Consider the following 18,251-nt stretch of genomic DNA (forward strand, 5'->3'; position numbering starts at 1 on the left):
CAAGCCCCCTCCTACATCGACCGCGCTCCAACTTTAGAAGGTCGTACTCTACCAAGCATAAAAAATGCCCCGTATTGATTGATACGGGGCATTTCTGTGCAGCCTTGAAGCGGTGTTACGCGATCGCTTCGCTACGCTTGCCAAGCATACGATCAACCACCACAGCCACGACCAAGGTCATTACCGACGGCACCAACCACGCAAGGCCCTGCTCGCTCAGCGGCAGATGCGCCAGTTGCGACGGCAGCCAGTCGGCGAAGCCCGCGCCCTTCAGCGCATCAATGCAGCCAAAGATGAACGACACCAGCATCACCGGGCCAACGATCCGGCCCTGTTCCTGCCAGAAGTCTTTGCAGAAGCTCAGGGCCACCAGCACGATGCACGGCGGGTAGATCGCGGTAAGCACCGGGATCGAAAAGGCAATCAGCTTAGTCAGGCCCAGGTTGGACACGAACAACGAGAACAGCGCCAGGATCACTACCAGGGTCTTGTAGGACAGCGGCAGGATTTTGCTGAAGTACTCGGCGCAAGCGCAGGTCAGGCCAACCGCGGTAACCAGGCATGCCAAGGAAATCAATACCGCCAGGAAACCACTGCCCAGGGAGCCGAAGGTGTGTTGCACGTACGCGTGCAGTACAGCTGCGCCATTAGCCGCACCAGCGGCCACTTCATGACTTCCCGCACCAAGGCGGAACAGGCTGACGTACACCAGCGCAAGACCAACGCCAGCAATCAGGCCAGCGATGATCGCGTAGCGGGTGATCAGCTTGGGCGAATCAACACCACGGGAGCGGATAGCGTTGACGATCACAATGCCGAATACCAGAGCACCAAGGGTGTCCATGGTCAGATAACCATTGATAAAACCTTGGGAGAACGGTGCAGCGACGTATTCCGGAGTGGCGACACCCACCTCACCGGCCGGCAAGGCAAACGCAGCGATGCCGAGGATGGCTAACGCGATGATCTTCAACGGCGCAAGGAAACGACCGACAGTGTCCAGCAGGCGCCCTGGGTACAGGGACACAAAGAACACCACCAGGAAGTAAACGGAGCTATAGAGGAACAGCGCCAACGGGCTTTCACCGGTGAGCGGCGCCAAGCCGACTTCAAAAGACACCGTCGCGGTACGCGGGGTAGCGAACAGCGGCCCTACCGCCAGATACGCAGCCGCCGCAAGCAGGCCACCGGCGATCTTGCCGATCGGGCTGCTCAACGCATCCATACCACCGCCGACCTTGGCGAGGGCAATCACGGTGACCACTGGCAAACCCACTGCGGTGATCAGGAAGCCCAACGCCGCCATCCAGACGTGAGGTCCGGACTGCAAGCCAACGATAGGCGGGAAGATGATGTTACCGGCGCCCACGAACAGGGCAAAGGTCATGAAGCCCAACGCCAGGATATCCTGGCTTTTCAACACTTTCATTTCGGGAAATACCACACTACTGAATCGGAATTTAGAGAGGGATTCCCTGTGGATGAGGGAAATACTGCCGGCCCTGATGGGGCCGACCGGTCTAGCGCGCGGCTTCCTTTTGGGAGGCCAGCGCATAAAGAGGCGGGTAGGTTACAGAATCAGGCTGACAAACGCACTGTTGCGGGGCGAACTGTCCGATAAGCGACATATTGATGTCGCGTTTTCATACTTATGTTGGCAATACAAACAAATGTGTGAGGGCTAGTTGAATCGTCGCACGGCCCCTTACATAGGATCGGGTACATCCAAACGCACAAAGGCCACCCGAAGGTGGCCTTTGCTGGTAAAGCGTCAGCTAAGCGCGAAGCTTACTTGACAGCCCAACCGGTCAGCTCGGACAAAGCCTTGCCGATGTCTGCCAGCGAACGCACGGTTTTAACGCCTGCGTCTTCCAGGGCAGCAAACTTCTCGTCTGCAGTGCCTTTGCCGCCAGAGATGATTGCGCCAGCATGGCCCATGCGCTTGCCCGCAGGGGCAGTCACACCAGCGATGTAGGAAACAACCGGCTTGGTCACGTGTGCCTTGATGTAGGCAGCCGCTTCTTCTTCAGCCGAACCGCCGATCTCACCGATCATCACGATCGCTTCGGTCTTCGGGTCTTCCTGGAACAGCTTCAGGATGTCGATGAAGTTCGAACCTGGGATCGGGTCACCGCCGATGCCGACGCAAGTCGACTGACCGAAACCGGCGTCAGTAGTTTGCTTGACAGCTTCGTAGGTCAGGGTGCCGGAACGGGAAACGATACCGACTTTACCTGGCAAGTGAATGTGACCTGGCATGATGCCGATCTTGCATTCGCCTGGGGTGATCACGCCTGGGCAGTTAGGGCCGATCAGGACAACGCCCAGTTCGTCGCACTTAACTTTAGCGTCCAGCATGTCCAGGGTAGGAATGCCTTCGGTGATGCAGACGATCAGCTTGATGCCGCCGAATGCTGCTTCCAGGATGGAGTCCTTGCAGAAAGGAGCTGGAACGTAGATCACGCTGGCGGTGGCGCCAGTGGCAGCTACAGCATCTTTCACTGTGTTGAACACTGGCAGACCCAGGTGCTCGGTGCCGCCTTTACCAGGAGTTACGCCGCCAACCATCTTGGTGCCGTATTCGATGGCTTGCTGGGTGTGGAAACTACCTTGCGAACCGGTAATACCCTGGCAGATAACTTTGGTGTCTTTATTGATCAGGACGCTCATTATTTGCCCTCCGCAGCTTTAACAACTTGTTGAGCAGCGTCGGTCAGGCTGGTAGCCGCGATGATGTTCAAACCGCTTTCTGCCAGTACTTTAGCGCCCAGTTCAGCGTTGTTACCTTCAAGGCGAACAACAACCGGGATTTTAACGCCAACTTCTTTCACTGCACCGATGATGCCTTCGGCAATCATGTCGCAACGAACGATGCCGCCGAAGATGTTGACCAGCACTGCTGCGACGTTGGAGTCGGACAGGATGATCTTGAAGGCTTCGGTAACGCGTTCTTTGGTAGCACCGCCGCCTACGTCGAGGAAGTTGGCTGGTTTGCCGCCATGCAGGTTGACGATGTCCATGGTACCCATGGCCAGGCCAGCACCGTTGACCATGCAACCGATGTTACCTTCCAGGGCTACGTAGTTCAGTTCGAACTTGGCAGCGTGCGCTTCGCGCGGATCGTCTTGCGACGGATCGTGGAAAGTCTTCAGCTTAGGCTGACGGTACATGGCGTTGGCGTCGATGTTGATCTTGGCATCGAGGCAGTGCAGATCGCCATCAGCCTTGATCACCAGCGGGTTCACTTCCAGCAGAGCCAGATCGTGATCCTGGAACAGTTTGGCCAGACCTACGAAGATCTTGGCGAACTGGGCAACTTGCTTGCCTTCCAGACCCAACTGGAAAGCCAGCTCACGACCCTGGAACGGCTGAGCGCCAACCAGTGGATCGATAGTGGCTTTCAGAATTTTTTCTGGGGTTTCTTCGGCGATCTTCTCAATGTCCACGCCACCTTCGGTGGAAGCCATGAACACGATGCGACGGCTCGAACGGTCAACGACAGCGCCCAGGTACAGCTCTTTAGCGATATCAGTGCACGATTCAACCAGGATCTTGGTGACTGGCTGGCCATTGGCATCAGTCTGGTAAGTCACCAGACGCTTGCCCAGCCATTGCTGTGCGAAGGCCTTGGCGTCTTCTTTGCTGCGAACCAGCTTAACGCCGCCCGCTTTACCGCGACCACCAGCGTGGACCTGGGCTTTGACAACCCACTCGGTACCACCGATTTTGTCGCAGGCTTCTGCTGCTGCTTCCGGGGTGTCTACTGCGTAGCCCTTGGATACTGGCAGGCCGTATTCAGCGAACAGCTGCTTACCCTGATACTCGTGAAGATTCATGCTTTTTACCGTCTTCGTTAGGTACTGCGCATTCGGCGCTGCGCTCATTATGAGTGCCGCGCCACCTGTGACTGCTGCTTGCGCAACTTGCTGGGCTTTAAGGCCCGTAAAGCTGCGCAAGACTGCGTCCAGCGGATATTCCGCGGTGAGTCTTGCGCGCAAGGCTCACGACGGGCAACTCCGCCGTGGTTTCTTATTATCTCGCTTAGCGCTTCTTGCGGTTGGCGACGTGGATGGCGCCGCCATTCACAGCCAACGCTGCTTCGTGCAACGCTTCGGACAGGGTTGGATGGGAGAAAACCATCATGCCCAGGTCCTCGGCACTGGTGCCGAATTCCATACCGATTGCGCCTTGCTGAACCAGTTCTGCAGCGCTCGGGCCAATCACGTGGACGCCCAATACGCGGTCAGTCTTGGCATCAGCGATGACTTTGACAAAACCACCGGTGTCGTTGGCTGCCATGGCACGGCCAGAAGCAGCAAACGGGAAGGTGCCGACGTTAACTTCAACGCCTTCAGCTTTCAACTGCTGTTCGTTTTTGCCGACCCATGCAATTTCCGGGTGGGTGTAGATAACCGATGGGATCAGGTCGTAGTTCATCTGGGTTTTGTGGCCCTTGATGCGCTCGACAACCATGATGCCTTCTTCGGAAGCTTTGTGCGCGAGCATCATGCCGCGAACCACGTCGCCAATGGCGTAGACGCCAGGAACGGTGGTAGCGCAGTGATCGTCAACGTGGATGAAGCCACGCTCATCGATGTTCACACCACTGTCGGAAGCCAGCAGGTCGGTGGTCACTGGACGGCGACCTACGGCTACGATCAGCTTGTCGAAAGTGATGGTCTGCTCGCCGTCTTTGTCGGTGTAGGTCACAACGACTTCTTCGCCGTTGACCTTCGAACCGGTAACACGTGCGCCCAGCTTGATATCCAGACCTTGTTTGGTCAGGGTTTTCAGCGCTTCTTTGGACACAGCGGTGTCGGCAGCCAGCAGGAACGTGTCCAGGGCTTCCAGTACAGTCACTTCAGAACCCAGGCGGGACCAGACCGAACCCAGTTCCAGGCCGATCACGCCAGCGCCGATCACGCCCAGACGCTTTGGAACTGCTTGGAATTCCAGGGCGCCGGTCGAATCAACGATTACGTTCTGGTCAACTGGAGCTGGTGGAATGTCGATAGGACGCGAACCCGGAGCCAGAATCACGTTCTCGGCTTCGATGACTTCAACCGAGCCGTCTGGCTTGGTGATTTCAACTTTCTTGCCGGCCAACAGTTTGCCGTGGCCTTGCAGGGAAGTGACGCCGTTAGCCTTGAACAGGGTTGCAACGCCGGAAGTCAGGCCCTTAACAATATTGGCTTTACGGCCGACCATTGCTGGCACGTCCATGGTCACGCCAGCATGGTTGATGCCGTGGATCGCGAAGCCGTCTTGGGCTTCGTGGAATTTCCAGGAGCTGTCCAGCAGCGCCTTGGAAGGAATGCAACCAACGTTCAGGCAAGTACCGCCCAGTGCCAGTTTGCCTTCCTTGTCGGTGTATTTTTCGATGCAAGCAGTCGAGAGGCCCAGTTGTGCGGCCTTGATGGCGGCAACATAGCCTCCAGGACCTGCACCAATCACTACAACGTCAAATTTCTGCGACATGAAAATAGTTCCTCTATTTAGCAGCAAGCTTTCAAGCCACACGCTCCAGGTCAAGCCGCCCTATTTGGCGGCTTGCCCGGAGCCTGCAGCTGCTTCTATCAGATATCCAGCAGCAGACGAGCCGGGTCTTCCAGCAGGTTCTTGATGGTCACCAGGAAAGTCACGGCTTCTTTACCATCGATCAGGCGGTGATCGTAAGACAGTGCCAGGTACATCATTGGGCGGATCACGACTTGGCCGTTGATCGCCATCGGACGCTGGATGATGTTGTGCATGCCCAGGATCGCGGCTTGTGGCGGGTTGACGATCGGGGTCGACATCATCGAACCGAAGGTACCACCGTTGGTGATGGTGAAGGTACCACCGGTCATCTCGTCGATGGTCAGCTTGCCGTCACGGGCTTTCTTGCCGAAGCCGGCGATGCCGCCTTCGATTTCAGCCAGGCTCATCAGCTCGGCGTTACGCAGGACCGGAACCACCAGGCCACGGTCGCTGGACACGGCAACGCCGACGTCTGCATAGCCGTGGTAAACGATATCGCCGCCGTCGATGGAAGCGTTGACTGCCGGGAAGCGTTTCAGCGCTTCGGTGGCCGCTTTCACGAAGAACGACATGAAGCCCAGGCGCACGCCGTTGTGGGACTTCTCGAACAGATCCTTGTACTTCGAACGCAGGGCCATGACTTCGGTCATGTCGACTTCGTTGAAAGTAGTCAGCATCGCCATGTTCGACTGTGCTTCAACCAGGCGCTTGGCCACGGTGGCACGAACGCGGGTCATCGGCACACGCTTCTCGGTGCGATCGCCAGCAGCGAACACAGGAGCAGCGGCAGCCGGGGCAGCAGCCTTGGCAGGCGCAGCAGCAGGAGCGTTTTTCTTGGCTTCAACAGCAGCAACCACATCTTCCTTGGTCACACGGCCGTCTTTACCGGTGCCTTTGATGGAAGCCAGGTTGATACCGTTTTCTTCAGCCAGCTGACGCGCAGCCGGGGCAGCGATTGGATCTTCACCACCCGCAGCCGGAGCGGCAGCAGGTGCCGAGGCAGCGGCCGGTGCAGCAGCGGCAGCAGGAGCAGCGGCAGCGCTGCCTTCTTCGATCGAGCCCAGTACCTGGTTCGACAGAACGGTAGCGCCCTCTTCGGCAACGATTGCGCCCAGTACGCCGTCAGCTTCGGCCAACACTTCCAGAACGACTTTGTCGGTCTCGATGTCGACGATCAGGTCGTCACGCTTTACAGCGTCGCCTGGTTTCTTGTGCCAAGTGGCAACGGTGCCATCGGCAACCGATTCCGGGAATGACGGGGCTTTGATTTCGATAGCCATTATCTGTGGGTCCTTAAAATTCGGTTTCAGTCAGCGCGAAGGCGTTAAACAGTGAAAGCATCTTGCAGCAGTTTTTCCTGCTGCTCGGCGTGCATCGACGCATAACCACAAGCAGGTGCAGCAGAAGCATCACGACCGGCGTACTCCAGGCCCAAGGCCTTGTTGTGGTTGCCGATACTGCGACGCAGGTGATGCTGGCTGCTGTACCAAGCGCCCTGGTTCATCGGTTCTTCCTGACACCACACAACATTAGTGAGGTTGGTGTAAGGCGCGATGATCTCCATGAGGTCATCTTCCGGGAACGGGTAAAGCTGTTCGATACGTACGATGGCGATGTCTTCGCGGCCCTCGGCACGACGTTTTTCCAGCAGGTCGTAGTAGACCTTGCCGCTGCACAGGATCAGGCGAGTGACCTTGGCCGCGTCCAGCGTATCGATCTCTGGAATCACGGTCTGGAACGAACCATCCGCCAGATCTTCCAGGGTAGAGATGGCCAATTTGTGACGCAGCAGCGATTTCGGGGTCAGCACTACCAGAGGTTTGCGCAGCGGGCGGATCACCTGACGACGCAGCAAGTGGTAGATCTGCGCCGGAGTAGTCGGCACGCACACCTGGATGTTGTGCTCGGCGCACAGCTGCAGGTAACGCTCCAGACGGGCCGAGGAGTGCTCCGGACCCTGACCTTCATAACCGTGTGGCAGCAGCATGGTCAGACCGCACAGACGGCCCCACTTGTGCTCGCCGCTGGTGATGAACTGGTCGATAACCACCTGGGCACCGTTGGCGAAGTCGCCGAACTGGGCTTCCCAGATCACCAGCGCCTGCGGCGTGGTGGTCGAGTAACCGTATTCGAACGCCAGTACGGCTTCTTCGGACAGGAACGAATCGTACAGGTCGAAACGCGGCTGGCCTTCGTACAGGTTCTGCAACGGGATGTAGGTGCCCGCGTCTTTCTGGTTGTGCAATACCGCATGACGGTGCGAGAACGTACCACGGCCGATGTCCTGGCCGGTCATGCGGATCGGGTGACCTTCAAACGCCAGGGTCGCGTACGCCATGGTTTCGGCATAGCCCCAGTTGATCGGCAGGCCGCCGGCTTGCATCTTCTGACGGTCTTCGTAGATCTTCGCAACCTGACGCTGCACCACGAAACCATCCGGGATTTCCAGCAGCTTGGCGGACAGTTCCTGCAGGGTCTTCAGATCGAACGAGGTGTCGTGACGCGCCGTCCAGGTGTGACCCAGGTACGGACGCCAGTCAACGAACAGCTCTTTGTTCGGCTCTTTGACCAGGCTTTTTACTACGTGCAGACCATTGTCCAGCGCGTTGCGGTATTCATCGATCTTCGCCTGAACACGCGCATCATCAACAATACCGGCCTTCGTCAGGCTTTCGGCATACAGCTCACGTGTGGTGCGCTGCTTGGTGATCTGCTGGTACATCAACGGCTGGGTGCCGCTTGGTTCGTCAGCTTCGTTGTGACCGCGACGGCGGTAGCAAACCAGGTCGATCACCACGTCACGCTTGAACTGCATGCGATAGTCGACGGCCAGTTGGGTCACGAACAGCACAGCTTCCGGATCATCACCATTCACATGGAGGATCGGCGCCTGAATCATCTTGGCAACGTCGGTGGCGTACTCGGTGGAGCGCGCATCCAGTGGGTTGCTGATGGTGAAGCCAACCTGGTTGTTGATGACGATGTGAACGGTACCGCCGGTCTTGAAGCCGCGAGTCTGCGACATCTGGAACGTTTCCAGTACCACGCCTTGACCGGCGAATGCCGCGTCACCGTGGATGGAAATCGGCAGAACCTTTTCACCGGTGGTGTCGTTACGACGATCCTGACGAGCACGGACCGAACCCTCGACCACTGGAGAAACGATTTCCAGGTGGGATGGGTTGAAGGCCATGGCCAGGTGAACTTCGCCGCCTGTGGTCATGACGTTGGAAGAGAAGCCCTGGTGATATTTAACGTCACCGGAACCCAGCTCGACCTTCTTCTTGCCTTCGAACTCGTCGAACAGTTCACGCGGGTTCTTGCCGAAGGTGTTGACCAACACGTTCAGGCGACCACGGTGAGCCATGCCGATCACTATTTCCTTGGTACCGTAGGAACCGGAACGCTGGATCAGCTCGTCGAGCATCGGGATCAGGCTTTCGCCGCCTTCCAGGCCAAAACGCTTGGTGCCTGGGTATTTGGTGCCCAGGTATTTTTCCAAACCTTCAGCTGCGGTCACGCGCTCAAGCAGGTGGCTGCGAACGTCGGCGGACAGCACCGGACGGCCACGCACACCTTCCAGGCGATGCTGGAACCAGTGGCGTTGCTCTGAATCGGTGATGTGCGTGAACTCAGCGCCGATGGTGCGGCAATATGTCTGCTGCAACGCTTCGTGAATTTCGCGTAGGCTCGCTTCCTCTTTGCCGATGAACAGGTCGCCGGCACGGAAGGTCGTATCAAGATCGGCATTGGTCAAGCCGTAATGATTGATCGACAGGTCAGCAGGTGCAGGACGCTGCCAGAGCCCCAGCGGGTCAAGCTGGGCCGCCTGGTGGCCACGCATCCGGTAGGCCTGGATCAGTCGCAGTACTTCAACTTGCTTCTTCTCATGCTCACTGCTCACGCTACCGGCGGAAACCGGTTGGGCGCGGCGCTGGTTCTTTGCCAGCAGCACAAACTGATCGCGAATCGTTGCGTGCGATACATCGGTGGCAGCGTTGCCGTCTGAAGACAACGTCTGAAATTTGGTGCGCCATTCTTCTGGCACAGCGTTAGGGTCGTGCAGGTAGAGCTCATAAAGCTCTTCCACATAGGCAGCGTTACCACCTGAAAGATAGCCGCTGTTCCACATGCGCTGCATCACGCTTTCTTGCATGCTTGGTCACCCTCGATTTGGGGACACCACCGGCGGAAACACCGAGTTTGCTTGCAAAAGGCCAAGTGCAGCGACCAAAACAAGCCACTTAGGATCACGCTGATAGTTCGGGTACCAACCCGAATGCCCCTGCTTGTCTCATTTCTTCAAAATAAGAGCCGCGGCTTTGTAAGTCGCTGCTCAAGTTAAAACTACGGCGCCGGTTGAAGCCTGCGCCGCAGCATTTACGGGCACAACGGTCCTGCTTTGTTACAACGTCAGTTACACGCCGCTTTGGAGCAGCATGTTACGGATGTGACCAATGGCCTTAGTCGGGTTCAGGCCTTTGGGACATACGTTGACGCAGTTCATGATCCCGCGGCAGCGGAATACGCTGAACGGGTCATCCAGCGAAGCCAGACGCTCGGATGTCTTGGTGTCACGGCTGTCTGCCAGGAAGCGATACGCTTGCAGCAGGGCAGCTGGACCCAGGAACTTGTCCGGGTTCCACCAGAAGGACGGGCACGAGGTCGAGCAGCAAGCGCACAGGATGCACTCGTACAGACCGTCGAGCTTTTCACGCTCTTCAGGGGACTGCAGACGCTCGATGGCCGGAGCCGGCGTGTCGTTCTGCAGGAACGGCTTAACTTTCTCGTATTGCTTGTAGAAGATGCTCATATCGACGACCAGGTCACGGATAACCGGCAAACCTGGTAGAGGACGAACGATCAGCTTGTTGCCTTTAACAACGGCGGACAGCGGCGTGATGCACGCCAGGCCGTTTTTGCCGTTGATGTTCATGCCGTCGGAACCGCAAACACCTTCACGGCAAGAGCGACGATAGGAGAAACCCTCGTCCTGCTCTTTGATCAGTGCCAATACATCCAGCACCATCAGGTCTTTACCACCGGTATCGACCTGGAACTCCTGCATGAACGGCGCAGCGTCCTGATCAGGGTTGTAGCGGTAAACACTGACTTTCAACATGGCAGCCACCCTTAGTAAGTCCGAATCTTCGGTTCAAACGTCGGAACCGTCTTCGGCGAGAAGTTCACGGCACGCTTGGTTACGCGCTTGTCACCCGGGAAGTACAGGGTGTGGCACAACCAGTTTTCGTCATCGCGGTCTTCAAAGTCTTCACGAGCGTGAGCACCACGGGATTCTTTACGAACCTCGGCGGCGATCGCAGTCGCTTCAGCCACTTCCAGCAGGTTTTGCAGTTCAAGGGCTTCGATACGAGCGGTGTTGAACGCCTGGCTCTTATCGTTGATCTTGACGTTGGCGATGCGCTTGCGCAGATCGGCCAGCTGGGCAATACCCTTCTGCATGTATTCGCCGGTACGGAATACGCCGAAGTAGTTCTGCATGCAGCTTTGCAGCTCACGACGCAGAGTTGCCACGTCTTCGCCATCAGTGCGCTCGTTCAGAGCGTTCAGGCGGGCCAAGGCAGCCTCGATGTTAGCGTCGGTAGCGTCATCGTATTCGATGCCGTCGGTCAGCGCTTTTTCCAGGTGCAGGCCGGCCGCGCGACCGAATACCACCAGGTCGAGCAGCGAGTTGCCGCCCAGACGGTTGGCACCGTGTACCGATACGCAAGCCACTTCGCCTACTGCGAACAGACCGTGGATGATCTCGTCAACGCCGTCGGCGTTCTGGGTGATCGCCTGGCCATGAATGTTGGTCGGAACACCGCCCATCATGTAGTGGCAGGTTGGAACAACCGGAACCGGAGCAACCACTGGGTCAACGTGGGCAAAGGTCTTGGACAGTTCACAGATACCTGGCAGGCGGCTGTGCAGTACTTCTTCACCCAGGTGATCGAGCTTCAGCAGAACGTGGTCGCCATTCGGGCCACAGCCGTTACCGGCGATGATCTCTTTAACCATGGAGCGGGCTACAACGTCACGACCCGCGAGGTCTTTCGCGTTCGGAGCATAACGCTCCATGAAACGCTCGCCGTGCTTGTTGATCAGGTAACCACCTTCACCACGGCAACCTTCAGTCACCAGTACACCGGCGCCGGCGATGCCGGTCGGGTGGAACTGCCACATTTCGATGTCTTGCACCGGCACGCCAGCACGCAGTGCCATGCCAACGCCGTCACCGGTGTTGATCAGGGCATTAGTGGTCGACGCGTAGATACGGCCTGCACCGCCAGTTGCCAGAACAGTAGCCTTGGCACGGATGTAGGTGGTTTCACCGGTCTCGATGCAGATGGCGATAACACCAACAAATGCACCGTCGGCGTTCTTCACCAGGTCAACCGCGTAGTACTCGTTCAGGAACGTGGTGCCAGCTTTCAGGTTGCCCTGATAAAGGGTGTGCAGCAGCGCATGACCGGTACGGTCGGACGCAGCGCAAGTACGGGCAGCTTGGCCACCTTTACCGTAATCCTTCGACTGACCGCCGAATGGACGCTGGTAGATACGACCTTGCTCGGTACGGGAGAACGGCAGGCCCATGTGGTCCAGCTCGAACACCGCTGCCGGACCTTCCTGGCACATGTATTCGATAGCGTCCTGGTCACCGATGTAGTCGGAACCCTTGACGGTATCGTACATGTGCCAGCGCCAGTCATCGTTTGGATCGGCGGAAGCGATGGCGCAGGTGATGCCACCCTGGGCCGATACGGTGTGGGAGCGGGTCGGGAACACCTTGGTGATCACGGCAGTCTTGTGACCACCCTGGGCCAGCTGCAGCGCTGCGCGCATGCCAGCACCGCCGCCACCAATAATGATGGCGTCGAAGGAAATAGTTGGAATGTTAGCCATGAATCAGATACCCCAAAGAATCTGCACACCCCAGACGAAGTAAGCGAACATCGCAATGCCGCATACTGCCTGGAAGAGGAAACGGACTGCGGTTGCGGACTTGCCCAGCGCCATAGGCGTCAAGTAGTCAGTCGCAATGGTCCACATGCCAACCCAGGCGTGAGCGCCCAGGGCTACAAGGGCCAGCAGGCTGAAGATTCGCATCGCATTGTGGGAAAACAGGCCGTGCCATTGCTCATAGCCGATGCCCGGATTTGCGACGAGGTATCCGATCAGGAAAATGAAATAAGCCGCGAGAACGACCGCAGACACACGCTGTGCCATCCAGTCATAGAGGCCTGAACGCGAAAGGTTCGTAACGCTGGTTACCATATCCAAACTCCTGCCAGAACGATCAGCACCACGGAAATGGCGATGATGATTTTCGAGCCCAGGCGGCCGCCTTCCAGCGTCTCACCGATACCCGCATCCATGATCAAGTGGCGCACACCGGCTACCAGGTGATAAAGCAGAGCGGACAGGAGGCCCCATGCTACGAACTTGGCCAGCGGGCTGGTCAAGCATGCCTTCACCTCGGCGTAACCTTCCTCGGAACCCAGGGATTTGCTCAATGCATAAAGCATGATGCCCAAGCCCAGGAACAGGATGATGCCGGAAACACGGTGCAGGAACGACGTAACGCCGGTGATGGGGAGTTTGATGGTCCTTAGGTCTAGGTTTACAGGTCGTTGGCTATTCACGGCTTTTTTTCACACTGAAGAGCCCCTAACAATCAGGGCAAAGTTGTTGGGGAGTGCACTGGTCAGGTAAGCACCACCCAGGGAGTGCGACCCCCAATGAAAGCAAGCCCAAAAGCCCTTGGCGGTCGGTGGCCGAGTATAGACAGTTAGGTTACTAATGACAACGCGCGCTCCTCACCCTAATAGCGGATTGCGCTGGCGAGATAAAAGGCGTAAACGGCAGTCAATTTCGAGGAAAAAGTACGGTTAAAGCCTTCTGGAGCAAGACTTTAGGCAAATTGACATCTGAATTTATCTCACTATAGTGGTGCGGGCCCTGCGTGGGGGGTCTGTCTGATGATTTGAAGCATAAATAGGAGGCCACATGGCTGACAAAAAAGCGCAGTTGATCATCGAGGGCGCAGCCCCCGTCGAGCTGCCCATTTTAACCGGCACCGTTGGTCCCGATGTTATCGACGTACGGGGCCTGACGGCCACGGGCCGTTTCACTTTCGACCCAGGCTTCATGTCGACCGCCTCTTGCGAGTCGAAGATCACCTATATCGACGGCGACAATGGCATTCTGCTGCATCGGGGCTACCCGATCGAGCAACTGGCTGAAAAGTCGGACTACCTGGAAACCTGCTACCTGCTGCTAAATGGCGAACTGCCAACAGCCGAGCAAAAAGCCCAGTTCGTCAGCACTGTAAAGAACCACACCATGGTTCACGAGCAGTTGAAGACCTTCTTCAACGGCTTCCGTCGCGACGCCCATCCGATGGCCGTCATGTGCGGTGTGGTTGGCGCCCTGTCAGCCTTCTATCACGACTCCCTCGACATCAATAACCCGCAGCATCGCGAAATCTCCGCGATCCGCCTGGTTGCCAAGATGCCGACTCTGGCCGCAATGGTTTACAAGTACTCCATGGGTCAACCCATGATGTACCCGCGCAACGACCTGACGTACGCGGAAAACTTCCTGCACATGATGTTCAACACCCCGTGCGAGATCAAACCGATCAGCCCGGTACTCGCCAAGGCCATGGACCGGATCTTCATCCTCCACGCCGACCACGAGCAAAACGCCTCGACGTCCACCGTACGCCTGGCAGGCTCTTCGGGTGCCAACCCGTTCGCCTGTATCGCCGCCGGTATCGCCGCACTGTGGGGCCCTGCCCACGGCGGTGCGAACGAAGCCGTATTGACCATGCTCGATGAAATCGGCGATGTGTCCAACATCGACAAGTTCATCGCCAAGGCCAAAGACAAGAACGATCCGTTCAAGTTGATGGGCTTCGGTCACCGGGTCTACAAGAACCGCGACCCGCGCGCGACCGTGATGAAGCAGACCTGCGACGAAGTATTGAAGGAACTGGGCATCAAGAACGATCCGCAACTCGAACTGGCCATGCGCCTGGAAGAGATCGCCCTGACCGACCCATACTTCATCGAACGCTCGCTGTACCCGAACGTCGACTTCTACTCGGGGATCATCCTCAAGGCGATCGGCATTCCAACCAGCATGTTCACCGTAATCTTCGCCCTGGCCCGCACCGTGGGCTGGATCTCCCACTGGAAAGAAATGCTCTCCAGCCCGTACAAGATTGGCCGTCCGCGCCAGCTGTACACCGGCTACGAGTCGCGTGACATCTCCAAGCTGGAAGATCGCAAGTAAGCACCTTTTAGCAGCACCGAAAACGGCCTCCCTCAGTGGAGGCCGTTTTTATTTGTGTCGACTGATCTACCACCATCAGGGGCAAGCCACCTCCCACATTGAAGTGCATTCCAAATGATGCACTCGGTTAACTGCAGGAGGAGGCTTGCCCCCGATGGCATTGGCACAAGCACCTCATAACCTCCAGACAAAAAAATGCCCCGGCCTTTCGACCGGGGCATTTCCTTATCCAGCTTCAACCTTAGTGGTTAACCGCCCCACTCGCCCCCAGGCCAGTCTGCGAACGCACAAACTGCGGGAAGTACAGCGCACGCTCTTTCTCTGCCGCCGCCGACTTGTCGGTGATGGAGAAGAACCAGATACCCACAAACGCGATGATCATCGAGAACAGCGCTGGGTATTCGTACGGGAAGATGGCTTTTTCATGATGCAGGATTGAGACCCAGATGGTCGGACCCAGCACCATCAGGCCAACGGCGCTGATCAAGCCCAACCAGCCACCGATCATGGCGCCACGGGTGGTGAGGTTTTTCCAGTACATGGAAAGCAGCAACACCGGGAAGTTACAGCTGGCCGCAATCGAGAACGCCAGGCCGACCATGAACGCAATGTTCTGGCTTTCGAACAGGATGCCCAGGCCGATCGCCAACACTGCGAGGGCGATGGTGGTGATCTTCGACACGCGAATCTCATCCTTTTCGTTGGCCTTGCCTTTCTTGATCACGCTGGCGTACAGGTCATGGGACACCGCCGAAGCACCGGCCAGGGTCAAGCCGGCCACTACCGCGAGGATGGTGGCGAAGGCCACGGCCGAGATAAAGCCCAGGAAGATACTGCCGCCCACCGCGTTAGCCAGGTGCACCGCCGCCATGTTGTTACCGCCCAACAGAGCGCCTGCAGCATCCTTGAACGCCGGGTTGGTGCTGACCAGCAGGATCGCGCCGAAGCCGATGATAAAGGTCAGGATATAGAAGTAGCCGATGAAGCCAGTGGCATACAGCACGCTCTTACGCGCTTCCTTGGCGTCGCTTACGGTGAAGAAGCGCATCAGGATGTGCGGCAGGCCGGCGGTACCGAACATCAGTGCCAAGCCAAGGGAGAACGCGGAGATCGGGTCCTTCACCAGGCCGCCGGGGCTCATGATCGCTTCACCTTTAGGGTGAACCTTGATTGCCTCGGAGAACAGCATGTTGAAGTCGAAGTTGACGTGCTTCATCACCATCAGCGCCATGAACGAGGCACCGGACAGCAGCAGCACTGCCTTGATGATCTGTACCCAAGTCGTCGCCAACATGCCGCCAAACAGCACGTACATGCACATCAGGATACCGACCAGGATCACTGCTACGTGGTAGTCCAGACCGAACAGCAGTTGGATCAGCTTGCCCGCACCCACCATCTGAGCGATCAGGTAAAACGCCACCACCACCAGGGAGCCACAGGCCGACAGGCTGCGGATCTGGGTTTGGCCGAGGCGGTAGGACGCTACGTCAGCAAAGGTGTACTTGCCCAGGTTACGCAGGCGCTCGGCGATCAGGAACAGAATGATCGGCCAGCCCACCAGGAAGCCGATCGAGTAGATCAGGCCATCGTAGCCAGAGGTGAACACCAGCGCGGAAATACCCAGGAAGGACGCGGCCGACATATAGTCGCCGGCAATCGCCAAGCCATTCTGGAAACCGGTGATCTTGCCGCCGGCCGCGTAATAGTCGGCCGCCGAGTTGTTACGCTTGGACGCCCAGTAGGTGATGCACAACGTCGCGCCGACAAAGGCCACGAACATCAGGATCGCTGCGATATTCAGCGGTTGTTTGTGCACCTCACCGGTCAATGCATCCGCCGCCCACACAGCGGGCGCGAAGACCGAAGCGCCGAATACAGCCAATAGACGACGGATCATTGCGCAGCCTCCTTGAGAATCGCATTGTTCAGGTCGTCGAATTCGCCGTTGGCGCGTCGTACGTAGATGCCGGTGAGGACAAAGGCCGAGACAATCAGCCCGACCCCAATAGGGATACCCCACGTAATAGATGAACCAGGGCTCAGTTTGGCCCCTAGCACTTGTGGCCCGTAGGCGATCAACAGGATGAATCCGGAGTAAAGCCCTAGCATGATCGCCGAGAGAATCCAGGCGAACCTTTCCCTTTTTCTCACCAGCTCCTTGAAACGAGGGCTGTTTTGAATCGAGAGGTAAATGCTGTCGTTCATTGTTTTTATCCTCGCAGCACAGCTTTTTTATTATTGGAACATAGCCACTGTATGCGGCTGCGGAACAGGTTCCAGACGACCTTAGTATTAGAGGAAGTGTAGCGAGGGATTGGGAGGGCAAAGAAACATTTGCGGATGACGAAAATAATGTGGGAGAGGGCTCGCTCCCGATCGCGGCGAGCCAGTCAGATCATTGACGACTGACACACCGCAATCGGGAGCAAGCCCCCTCCCACAGGGGTTGTATCAAGGCATTGGGGGGTTATTTACCGGTCCACTCGGCTACACGCTCAGGGTGCTTGGCGACCCAGTCCTTGGCCGCTGCATCAGGCTTGGCACCTTCTTGGATAGCCAACATGACTTCGCCGATTTCGTCCTTGGAGGCCCACTGGAATTTCTTCAGGAAGGCCGCGACTTCCGGCGCTTTCTTCTCCAGGCCCTTGCTACCGATGCTGTTGACGGTTTCAGCAGCACCATAAATCCCTTTTGGATCTTCCAGGAAACGCAGTTTCCACTTGGCGAACATCCAGTGCGGCACCCAACCGGTGACCGCAATGGATTCCTGTTTGTCTTCGGCACGGGTCAGTTCGGCGATCATTGCTGCGCCCGAGCTGGCCTGCAGTTTGTAGTCCAGACCGTAGGCCTTGATCGCTTCGTCGGTCTTGAGCATCACGCCTGAACCGGCGTCGATACCAACGATTTTGTTCTTGAAGGTGGTGTCGGTCTTGAGGTCTTCGATGGACTTGGCCTTGACGTACTCCGGCACGATCAGGCCGATTTTCGCATCCTTGAAGTTGGGGCCGTAATCGACCACCTTGTCCTTGTTCTTGGTCCAGTATTCACCGTGAGTCACGGGCAGCCAGGCGGAAAGCATGGCATCGAGTTTGCCGGTCGCCACGCCCTGCCACATGATGCCGGTGGCAACCGCCTGCAGTTTCACGTCATAACCGAGCTTTTGTTTGATCACTTCTGCCGCCACGTGGGTGGTGGCAACGCTGTCCGACCAACCATCAACGTAGCCGATGCTCAGGGTTTTGCTGTCGGCGCTGGCCAGTGTGGAGCTCATCGCAACTACCAGAGTGGCAGCTGCGCCCAAGAGTCGTCGCATCTTCATCGTACTTCCCCGAAAGTGCTGCGCCCGACGGATGCCGAGCGACGTCAACCTGTTGTTATGTAGTGCACCGCGCCCCGTTCACGCGCATCGATCCGGTGGCTGCGACATC

At 57.5% G+C, this 18,251-nt stretch carries 14 protein-coding genes; 1 reads left to right on the forward strand and 13 read right to left on the reverse strand.

Annotated features, from left to right (window positions below; translation table 11 throughout):
- Window positions 1-115: 115 nt before the first annotated feature.
- From brnQ to sdhC, 10 genes are all read right to left on the reverse strand, one after another.
- On the reverse strand, window positions 116-1,429 hold the full coding sequence (gene brnQ, locus AB4N82_RS01260) for a branched-chain amino acid transport system II carrier protein (protein ID WP_032889165.1): 1,314 nt from the start codon (window positions 1,427-1,429) through the stop codon (window positions 116-118).
- Between the two features lie 359 nt (window positions 1,430-1,788).
- Entirely contained in the window at window positions 1,789-2,670 is an 882-nt protein-coding gene (gene sucD / locus AB4N82_RS01265) for a succinate--CoA ligase subunit alpha (protein ID WP_003210566.1), read from the reverse strand.
- On the reverse strand, window positions 2,670-3,836 hold the full coding sequence (gene sucC, locus AB4N82_RS01270) for an ADP-forming succinate--CoA ligase subunit beta (protein WP_003210567.1): 1,167 nt from the start codon (window positions 3,834-3,836) through the stop codon (window positions 2,670-2,672). The genes sucD and sucC overlap by 1 nt, the downstream gene beginning before the upstream one ends.
- Before the next feature lie 205 nt (window positions 3,837-4,041).
- On the reverse strand, window positions 4,042-5,478 hold the full coding sequence (gene lpdA, locus AB4N82_RS01275) for a dihydrolipoyl dehydrogenase (protein WP_122765348.1): 1,437 nt from the start codon (window positions 5,476-5,478) through the stop codon (window positions 4,042-4,044).
- 98 nt (window positions 5,479-5,576) lie between these two features.
- Window positions 5,577-6,800, reverse strand: coding sequence for a 2-oxoglutarate dehydrogenase complex dihydrolipoyllysine-residue succinyltransferase (gene odhB, locus AB4N82_RS01280; protein ID WP_032889161.1), 1,224 nt, complete (start codon window positions 6,798-6,800; stop codon window positions 5,577-5,579).
- Between the two features lie 44 nt (window positions 6,801-6,844).
- On the reverse strand, window positions 6,845-9,676 hold the full coding sequence (locus AB4N82_RS01285; RefSeq protein WP_032889159.1) for a 2-oxoglutarate dehydrogenase E1 component: 2,832 nt from the start codon (window positions 9,674-9,676) through the stop codon (window positions 6,845-6,847).
- A 261-nt stretch (window positions 9,677-9,937) separates the two neighbouring features.
- Window positions 9,938-10,642: a succinate dehydrogenase iron-sulfur subunit gene (locus tag AB4N82_RS01290; RefSeq protein ID WP_003172807.1), complete on the reverse strand. Its 705-nt coding sequence runs from the start codon at window positions 10,640-10,642 to the stop codon at window positions 9,938-9,940.
- An 11-nt stretch (window positions 10,643-10,653) separates the two neighbouring features.
- Window positions 10,654-12,426: a succinate dehydrogenase flavoprotein subunit gene (gene sdhA / locus AB4N82_RS01295; protein ID WP_032889157.1), complete on the reverse strand. Its 1,773-nt coding sequence runs from the start codon at window positions 12,424-12,426 to the stop codon at window positions 10,654-10,656.
- Window positions 12,427-12,429: 3 nt separating this feature from the next.
- Window positions 12,430-12,798, reverse strand: a complete 369-nt coding sequence (gene sdhD, locus AB4N82_RS01300; protein ID WP_032889156.1) for a succinate dehydrogenase, hydrophobic membrane anchor protein — start codon at window positions 12,796-12,798, stop codon at window positions 12,430-12,432.
- Entirely contained in the window at window positions 12,792-13,166 is a 375-nt protein-coding gene (gene sdhC, locus AB4N82_RS01305) for a succinate dehydrogenase, cytochrome b556 subunit (RefSeq protein ID WP_016979564.1), read from the reverse strand. The genes sdhD and sdhC overlap by 7 nt, the downstream gene beginning before the upstream one ends.
- Window positions 13,167-13,530: 364 nt before the next feature.
- On the opposite strand from sdhC, the gene gltA reads away from it, so the two are divergent.
- On the forward strand, window positions 13,531-14,820 hold the full coding sequence (gltA, locus tag AB4N82_RS01310) for a citrate synthase (RefSeq protein WP_032889154.1): 1,290 nt from the start codon (window positions 13,531-13,533) through the stop codon (window positions 14,818-14,820).
- A 241-nt stretch (window positions 14,821-15,061) separates the two neighbouring features.
- Here gltA and AB4N82_RS01315 read toward each other — a convergent pair whose 3' ends face one another.
- The 3 genes from AB4N82_RS01315 to AB4N82_RS01325 form a co-directional block, all read right to left on the reverse strand.
- Entirely contained in the window at window positions 15,062-16,720 is a 1,659-nt protein-coding gene (locus tag AB4N82_RS01315) for a cation acetate symporter (protein WP_095184254.1), read from the reverse strand.
- Window positions 16,717-17,028, reverse strand: a complete 312-nt coding sequence (locus tag AB4N82_RS01320; protein ID WP_027607054.1) for a DUF485 domain-containing protein — start codon at window positions 17,026-17,028, stop codon at window positions 16,717-16,719. The genes AB4N82_RS01315 and AB4N82_RS01320 overlap by 4 nt, the downstream gene beginning before the upstream one ends.
- A gap of 262 nt (window positions 17,029-17,290) precedes the next feature.
- On the reverse strand, window positions 17,291-18,142 hold the full coding sequence (locus AB4N82_RS01325) for a glycine betaine ABC transporter substrate-binding protein (protein WP_032889150.1): 852 nt from the start codon (window positions 18,140-18,142) through the stop codon (window positions 17,291-17,293).
- Window positions 18,143-18,251 lie beyond the last annotated feature (109 nt).

Source organism: Pseudomonas sp. H1_D04 (assembly GCF_054683855.1).